At 65.3% G+C, this 4,296-nt stretch carries 4 protein-coding genes; all 4 read left to right on the top strand.

Translation table 11 applies throughout. The annotated features are described in order from the left end of the window. The coding region (locus APH35_RS27815; RefSeq protein ID WP_177335405.1) for a TldD/PmbA family protein at positions 1-706 on the top strand (706 nt) is incomplete at its 5' end. Further along, complete coding sequence (locus APH35_RS27810) at positions 706-2,025, top strand: TldD/PmbA family protein (protein ID WP_060515833.1); 1,320 nt, start codon at positions 706-708, stop codon at positions 2,023-2,025. The genes APH35_RS27815 and APH35_RS27810, both read left to right, overlap by 1 nt. A gap of 127 nt (positions 2,026-2,152) precedes the next feature. After that, the gene (mdtD, locus tag APH35_RS27805; RefSeq protein ID WP_060494365.1) at positions 2,153-3,580 is read left to right on the top strand and encodes a multidrug transporter subunit MdtD; all 1,428 of its coding nucleotides are present in this window, start codon (positions 2,153-2,155) and stop codon (positions 3,578-3,580) included. A gap of 112 nt (positions 3,581-3,692) precedes the next feature. Continuing rightward, on the top strand, positions 3,693-4,296 hold a 604-nt coding region (locus APH35_RS27800), incomplete at its 3' end, for a DEAD/DEAH box helicase (protein WP_177335406.1).

Below are 4,296 nucleotides of genomic sequence, written 5' to 3'. Positions count from 1 at the left end.
GCAGATCCACGAGTCCATCGGCCACCCGTTGGAGATGGACCGCATCCTCGGCGACGAGCGCAACTACGCCGGCACCAGCTTCGTCAAAGCCAGCGACTTCGGCCACCTGCAGTACGGTTCCAGCCTGTTGAACGTGACCTTCGACCCAACCATCGGCGAAGAGCTGGCCAGCTACAGCTTTGATGATGACGGCACCCCGGCCAGCAAGCAGTTCCTGATCCGCGACGGCCTGCTGCTGCGCCCACTGGGCGGCGCGCTGTCGCAGTTCCGCTCTGGCCTGGACGGCGTGGCCAACAGCCGCGCCTGTGGCTGGAACCGTGCCCCGATCGACCGCATGGCCAACCTCAACATCGAACCGGGCGACCAAAGCCTGCATCAGCTGATCCAGGGCATCGAGCACGGCATCCTGATGCGTACCAACCGTTCCTGGTCCATTGACGATGCGCGCAACAAGTTCCAGTTCGGCTGCGAATGGGGCCAACTGATCGAGAATGGCGAGCTGAAGGGCATCGTCAAGAATCCCAACTACCGTGGCATCTCCGCGCAGTTCTGGCTCAACCTGTCGGCCGTCGGCGACCGCAGCACCTTCCAGGTACTGGGCACGCCCAACTGCGGCAAGGGCGAACCCAACCAGGTGGTGCGGGTCGGCCATGCCTCGCCGGCCTGCGTGTTCCGCCAGATCGACGTATTCGGAGGAGACGCCTGATGCAACATGCTTTCGAAACCCTGGTCGGGGATGTGCGCGCCGCCCTGCAAGCAGGCGAACAGTTCACCCTCGGCTACAGCGCCGAACAGTCGCAATTCGTGCGTTTCAACCACGCCAAGGTGCGCCAGGCCGGTGAAGTGAGCCAGGCCAGCGCTCAACTGCGGCTGGTGCACGATGGCCGCCAGGCGGAACAGCAAGTGACCTTGAGTGGCGAGGTGCAGGTGGACCGCCAGCGCCTGGCCGATGCTGTGGCGCAATTGCGCCAGACCCTGCCGCTGTTGGCCCTCGACCCCTACCTGCGCCTGGACGAAAGCGCCTGGCACAGCCACAGCCTGCAGGCGCAACCACTGCCGGAGCTGGACGAAGTGCTGGCCTTGCTCGACAGCGAGGCAGGTGACCTGGACCTGGTCGGCATCTACGCCGCAGGCCCTATCTGCCGAGGCTTTGCCAGTTCGTTCGGGGCCTTTGGCTGGCACCAGGCCAACAGTTTCAACTTCGACTGGAGCTTGTTCCACGAAAACGGCCAGGCGGTGAAGGCCAACTATGCCGGCCAGCTGTGGAGCGCAGACGACTTCATCGCACGCCTGCGCCAGGCACGTGAACAACTGGGCTTCCTCGGTCGCCCGGCGATCACCCTCAAACCGGGAAGCTACCGCGCCTACCTGGCCCCGGCAGCCATGGACGAGATCGCCGGCATGCTCTGCTGGGGCGGTTTTTCCGCGCAGGCCCTGGCCACTGGCAACAGCGCCCTGCAGCGCTTGTACAACGGCGATGCACGGCTGAGCCCGCTGGTGAGTTTCACCGAGCAGGTCAGCGGGTCGCTAAGCCCGGCGTTTTCCGACGAAGGTGCGCCGCGCCTGGATGTGCCATTGATCCAGCACGGTGAGGCGCTGCAACGCTTGATCAGTGCGCGCAGTGCAGCCGAGTTCGCGTTGCTGGCCAATGGTGCCGACAGCTACGAATCGCCGTGTGCGCTGAGCCTGGCGCCGGGTAATCTGGCCAGCGAGCAGGTGCTTGAGCGGCTGGGCACCGGGCTGTACATCAGCAACCTGTGGTACCTGAACTACTCTGACCTGCCGGCAGCACGCATGACCGGGCTGACCCGCTTCGCCACGTTCTGGGTGGAAAACGGGCAGATCCAGGGGCCGGTGAGCACCATGCGCTTCGATGATAGCCTGTACATCTTGCTGGGTAGCCAACTGGAGGACCTGACCCGGGAGCGCGAGATGATCTTGTCGACCAGTACCTATGGACAGCGCAGTACCGGGTCGAGTCATTTGCCCGGGGCACTGGTCAAAGGCCTGACCCTGACACTGTGACTGGACTTGCCGGCCCTTTCGCGGCTAAAGCCGCTCCCACAGGATCTCCACTGCCCTCAAATGTGGTGATATTCCTGTGGAAGCGGATTCATCCGCGAAGAGGCCGGCACTGACAAACGAGGAAGTCATGCCCGAACGCACCCCGCTGGACCCCGTCACCGCCCGCTGGATCCCCTGGGTGGTAGCCATCGCCTTCTTCATGCAGTCCCTGGACGGCACTATCCTCAACACCGCGCTGCCGGCCATGGCCCGCTCGCTGGCCGAAGACCCGCTGCGCATGCAGGGCGTGATCATCGCCTACATGCTCACCGTGGCCCTGCTGATCCCTGCTTCGGGCTGGATCGCCGACCGCTTTGGCACCAAACGCATCTTCTTCAGCGCCATCCTGCTGTTCAGCTTCGGCTCGCTGCTGTGCGCCGCCGCCAACAGCCTCGGTTTCCTGATCTTCGCCCGCGTCGTGCAGGGCCTGGGCGGTGCGCTGATGCTGCCGGTCGGGCGGCTGGTGGTGCTGCGCGCTTACCCGCGCAGCGAACTGGTGCGGATCATGAGCTTCATCACCATCCCCGGCCTGCTGGGGCCATTGCTGGGCCCGACGGTTGGAGGTTGGCTGGTGGAAATCCTCAGCTGGCACTGGATTTTCCTGCTCAACCTACCGGTTGGCCTGATCGGCTGCATTGCCGTATGGAAGTTCATCCCGGACCTGCGCGGGGCCGAGCGAACCTCGTTCGACGGCCCCGGCTTCCTGCTGTTCGGCGCGGCGATGGTGCTGATCACCATCGCCATGGAAGGCCTGGGCGAGTTGCACCTGCCGCACTTGCGGGTCATGTTGCTGCTGTTCGCCGGTATGGCCTGCCTTGCCGCCTACTGGCTGCGCGCCGGGCGCGACCCGGAGCCACTGTTCTCGCCCAGCCTGTTCCGCGTGCGTACCTTCGCCATCGGCATCCTCGGCAACCTGTTCGCCCGCCTGGGCAGCGGCGCCCTGCCCTTCCTGGTGCCATTACTGCTGCAGGTGGCGCTGGGCTACTCACCGGCGCAGGCTGGCATGAGCATGATCCCGCTGGCGGCGGCGGCCATGCTTGCCAAGTCCATCGCCAGGCCGCTGATCGAGCGGTTCGGCTACCGCATCATCCTCACCGGCAACACGTTGCTGCTGGGCCTGCTGCTGGCCAGCCTCGGCCTGGTCGACGAGCAAACGCCCTACGCCGTGCTGTTGATCCAGCTGGGCCTGCTGGGCGCGGTCAACTCCATGCAGTTCACGGCCATGAACACGGTAACCCTGATCGACCTGGACGACGCCAGCGCCAGCAGCGGCAACAGCCTGCTGTCGGTGGTCGCGCAACTGGCGCTGAGCCTGGGCGTGGCCTGCGCCGGCGCACTGCTCGGCGGCTTTACCGCAGCGGGCAGTGCCGAGGGCGTGGAAAGCACCCTGGGCGCCTTCCAGCTGACCTTCGTCACCATCGGCATCATGGCCATGCTGGCGGCGGCGATCTTCCTGCAACTGGCGCCGACGGACGGAAGGCGTGCCCGTCGTCCGGAACAACACATGGAACCATAGGGCGAATGGCCACGAGGCTGGTAGACTGTGCGGCATTTTTCGCTTCGCAACGCAGGCCCGCCTCGTGACCACCGAATCCACCGCCTTTGCCACTCTGCCGTTGTCCACCGCCATGCTGGCGAACCTGGACGCCCTCGGCTATGCCTCGATGACGCCGATCCAGGCCCAGAGCCTGCCAGTCATCCTCAAAGGCCAGGACCTGATCGCCCAGGCCAAGACCGGCAGTGGCAAGACCGCCGCCTTCGGCATCGGCCTGCTCAACCCGATCAACCCGCGCTACTTCGGCTGCCAGGCACTGGTGCTGTGCCCTACCCGCGAGCTTGCCGACCAGGTGGCCAAGGAACTGCGCCGCCTGGCCCGCGCCGAGGACAACATCAAGATCCTCACCCTGTGCGGCGGCGTTTCGCTGGGCCCGCAAATCGCTTCGCTGGAGCACGGTGCGCACATCATCGTCGGCACCCCAGGGCGCATCCAGCAACACCTGGACAAAGGCACCCTGGTGCTCGATGGCCTCAACACCCTGGTACTCGACGAAGCCGACCGCATGCTCGACATGGGCTTCTTCGATGCCATCGCCAGCATCATCGGCAAGACCCCGGCGCGCCGCCAGACCCTGCTGTTCTCGGCCACTTACCCGGCTGGCATCAAGCAGCTGGCCGCCGACTTCATGCGCAACCCGCAGCAAGTCAAGGTCGAGAGCCTGCACACCGACAACC

The sequence above is a fragment of the Pseudomonas sp. NBRC 111132 genome (assembly GCF_001320565.1).
Taxonomy (GTDB): Bacteria; Pseudomonadota; Gammaproteobacteria; order Pseudomonadales; family Pseudomonadaceae; genus Aquipseudomonas; species Aquipseudomonas putida_P.
The sequence above is the reverse complement of the archived record's forward strand: the minus strand, read 5'-3'. Positions and strand labels throughout refer to the sequence as shown.